The sequence below is a fragment of the Pseudoalteromonas sp. Z9A6 genome (assembly GCF_011378805.1).
In the GTDB taxonomy this organism is placed as follows: Bacteria; Pseudomonadota; Gammaproteobacteria; order Enterobacterales; family Alteromonadaceae; genus Pseudoalteromonas; species Pseudoalteromonas distincta.
Genome location: NZ_WTKZ01000108.1, coordinates 1 through 3,386, shown reverse-complemented (window position 1 = coordinate 3,386; position 3,386 = coordinate 1). Strand labels below are relative to the sequence as shown.

At 38.8% G+C, this 3,386-nt stretch carries 5 protein-coding genes; all 5 read left to right on the top strand.

Features of this window, described 5'->3' with window-relative positions; all coding sequences use genetic code 11:
- Positions 1–433: 433 nt before the first annotated feature.
- Positions 434–745: a 50S ribosomal protein L21 gene (gene rplU / locus GQR53_RS22860; RefSeq protein WP_002957748.1), complete on the top strand. Its 312-nt coding sequence runs from the start codon at positions 434–436 to the stop codon at positions 743–745.
- 16 nt (positions 746–761) lie between these two features.
- Positions 762–1,019, top strand: a complete 258-nt coding sequence (gene rpmA, locus GQR53_RS22855; protein ID WP_002957747.1) for a 50S ribosomal protein L27 — start codon at positions 762–764, stop codon at positions 1,017–1,019.
- Positions 1,020–1,157: 138 nt separating this feature from the next.
- The gene (gene cgtA, locus GQR53_RS22850; RefSeq protein ID WP_002957746.1) at positions 1,158–2,315 is read left to right on the top strand and encodes an Obg family GTPase CgtA; all 1,158 of its coding nucleotides are present in this window, start codon (positions 1,158–1,160) and stop codon (positions 2,313–2,315) included.
- 73 nt (positions 2,316–2,388) lie between these two features.
- Positions 2,389–2,880 carry a type 3 dihydrofolate reductase gene (folA, locus tag GQR53_RS22845; RefSeq protein WP_138489689.1) on the top strand — a complete coding sequence of 164 codons (492 nt, stop codon included), beginning with the start codon at positions 2,389–2,391 and terminating at the stop codon, positions 2,878–2,880.
- Positions 2,881–2,958: 78 nt separating this feature from the next.
- Complete coding sequence (locus GQR53_RS22840) at positions 2,959–3,336, top strand: DUF3718 domain-containing protein (RefSeq protein WP_024594810.1); 378 nt, start codon at positions 2,959–2,961, stop codon at positions 3,334–3,336.
- Positions 3,337–3,386: the final 50 nt, after the last annotated feature.

The following is a 3,386-nucleotide window of genomic DNA, read 5'->3' as shown; positions in this document are numbered from 1 at the left end:
TTTATATCCATTGATCTCCGAGCCAATTTTTATGTGTGAACGGCGCAGAAAAAAAAAAAAAAAATGCACTAGCTCGATATTTTGTGACGATTGATTGAAAAAACACTATTAAAGTACTTAATTTAGACTGAATTAGCCAAGATAACTGATTAATTGATAATCAATATACAGTTTATGGTGTGCTTAGATATTGAGCTGTGAGGGTCATATTTGAGTACATTAATTTATTTCGGCTAAGAGTTAAAAAGCGCTTGGCAAAAGGGCCAATTAATATAAAATGGGGTAAATATTGAATTGCTCTCAAAGCAGCTACTTTTTATTCATTTTAATTACAAAATAGGCTTGCTAGTTATTTCGCGTTAGCGTAAACTTCGCGCCCTATCGAAGAATATTTTAGTTGCGCCGATTTGAGGGTGCACAGACGGAGTTAATTATGTACGCGGTTTTCCAAAGTGGTGGTAAACAGCATCGTGTGACTGAAGGTCAAACGATTCGTCTTGAAAAATTAGACGTTGAAACTGGTGCGGCAGTAGAATTTGATTCAGTACTTTTAGTTGCTGATGGTGAGAAAATCGAGATCGGTGTACCGTTCGTAAACGGTGGCAAGATAACAGCTGAGGTTGTTTCACATGGTCGCGGTGAGAAGATTAAGGTTGTTAAATTTAGACGCCGTAAGCATTCTCGTAAGCAAATGGGCCATCGTCAATGGTTCACTGAAGTTAAAATCACTAGCATTAGCGCTTAATTAGAGGTACTTAGAAATGGCACATAAAAAAGCAGCTGGTAGTACTCGTAACGGTCGCGATTCAGAAAGCAAACGCCTAGGTGTTAAGCGTTTTGGTGGCGAATCAGTTCTAGCGGGTAGCATCATTGTTCGTCAGCGTGGAACTCGTTTCCACCCTGGTACTAACGTAGGTATCGGTAAAGACCACACTATCTTCGCAAAAGCAGATGGTAAAGTTCAGTTTGAACAAAAAGGTCCTTTAAACCGTAAATACGTAACTATCGTAACTGAGTAATCAGTAAGGTAGTTAAAAACCCCGCCTTTGCGGGGTTTTTTGTTTTGTAGTCAGCCAATATATACCCAAGCCTGCATTTGTGCTGGCTTGGGTATATAATAGAGTTATTAAACAAGCCAATCCCTAAAGTGAGTAATCATGAAGTTTGTAGATGAAGTAGAAATTCGCGCAGAAGCTGGAGACGGTGGCAGCGGCATCGTGTCTTTCCGTCGTGAAAAATATGTTCCAGATGGTGGACCAGACGGCGGTGACGGTGGAGACGGTGGTAGTGTTTATCTACAAGCTGATGAAAACTTAAATACCTTAATTGATTATCAGTTTGAGCGCTTCCATAGAGCTGAACGTGGTACTAACGGTCGTAGCCGTAACTGTACAGGCCGAAAAGCTGATGACTTATTTGTTATGGTGCCTGTGGGCACGCGCATCATGGATGTTGATACCCAAGAGGGACTTGGCGATTTAACGCAACATGGTCAACGAATTTTGGTTGCAAAAGGTGGTTTCCACGGCTTGGGGAATGCGCGTTTTAAATCAAGTACTAACCGAGCACCTCGTCAAAAAACATTAGGCACACCAGGTGAAGTACGTAACTTAAAATTAGAGTTACTATTATTAGCTGATGTTGGCTTACTTGGATTACCAAATGCCGGTAAATCTACGTTTATCCGCAGTGTATCTGCAGCAAGACCAAAAGTAGCTGATTACCCATTCACGACGCTTATTCCTAATTTAGGTGTAGTACGTCCTGAAGCAAATAAATCATTTGTTATAGCCGATATTCCGGGTCTAATTGAAGGTGCATCTGATGGCGCAGGCCTAGGTATTCGCTTTTTGAAACATTTAGAGCGTTGTCGTGTGTTATTACACATTATTGATGTAATGCCGGTAGATGGTTCAAACCCTGTTGATAATGCGTTTTCGATTATTAACGAACTGCACCAATACAGCCCTAAATTAGCTGAGAAGCCACGCTGGTTAGTATTTAATAAAATAGATTTATTACCAGAGGATGAAGCAAAAGCGTTATGCGAATCGATTGCAGAAGAGCTGGGCGAAACTGAAAATATCTATCACATTTCAGCAATTAATAAACTTAACACTCAACCATTAATCCACAACATAATGACACTACTTGATAGCATGCCTAAAGAGAAGTTTGTACAAGTGGAAGATGAAGAAGTTGAATTTAAGTGGGATACCTATCATGAAAAAGCCACTAAAGGTAAGGGCAATGATGATGATTGGGATGACTGGGATGAAGATGATTACGACGTAGAAGTTGTCTACGAGCGTTAATTAAATAGAATTTACTAAAAAGGAGCTTATGCTCCTTTTTCTTTGTTTAAGAATAAAGTATTAGGTGTTTATTATGATAATTTCAATGATTGCAGCAATGGCAAATAACCGTGTAATTGGTCTAGATAATAAAATGCCATGGCATTTACCTGCAGATCTTCAGCATTTTAAAAAGGTCACTACGGGTAAGCCTGTGATCATGGGTCGTAAAACTTTTGAGTCTATAGGCCGTCCATTACCTGGGCGCCGTAATATTATTATTACTCGAAACAGCGAATATACTGCACAGGGTATTGAAGTAGTAACTACGCCAGATGCCGCATTAGAACTCGTTGCTACTGCTGAAGAAGTAATGATTATTGGTGGTGGTAATATCTATGAGCAATTTTTACCAAAAGCAGAGCGCCTGTATCTAACTTTTATTGATTTAGATGTTAAAGGCGATACACAGTTTCCTGATTACAATAAAGTTGCTAATTGGTACGTGAAAGAAGAGCAAGAAAACCATCCGGATGACAAGAATTTATCTAGTTATAAATTCGTAACTTTATATAAAGAACGTTAACATTATTGCGTAAATTTTGATAGATTGATATAATATTCGATAGTCTATATAAGAACAAAGTATTATAAAGGGTTTGTCATGTTTAAATTACCAAAGCTAGTTGCACTTACTGCCGTTGTAGCTGTTAGTTCGTTTTCGTATACAGCACCTGTAAATGCTGAAGATCAATTAGCAGTATCTATTTGTGAATATATTGCGGCAGACGATAAAAACCGATTACGCAGCAAGCTTAAAAGCTCTCGTGTAAAAATTCGTAATATTTATGATGCAGTACAATGTAATGGTAATAACTTATTACGTCATGCTGTTGCTAGTAATGCAGTAGATACTGGTGAGTATATAGTTAAAAACTTATCAAAAAGTGCGTTAACAGATGGTGCTGATATTGCTTGGGCTGAAGGGAATTTTGCCAGCTCACCGCTTATTGCAGTAATTAAAGAGCGTGCAGGTCTTTAATTACGCGGATTCAAACCTGAAGTGCATAACGTTTAGGCGGCTTTAGCCGC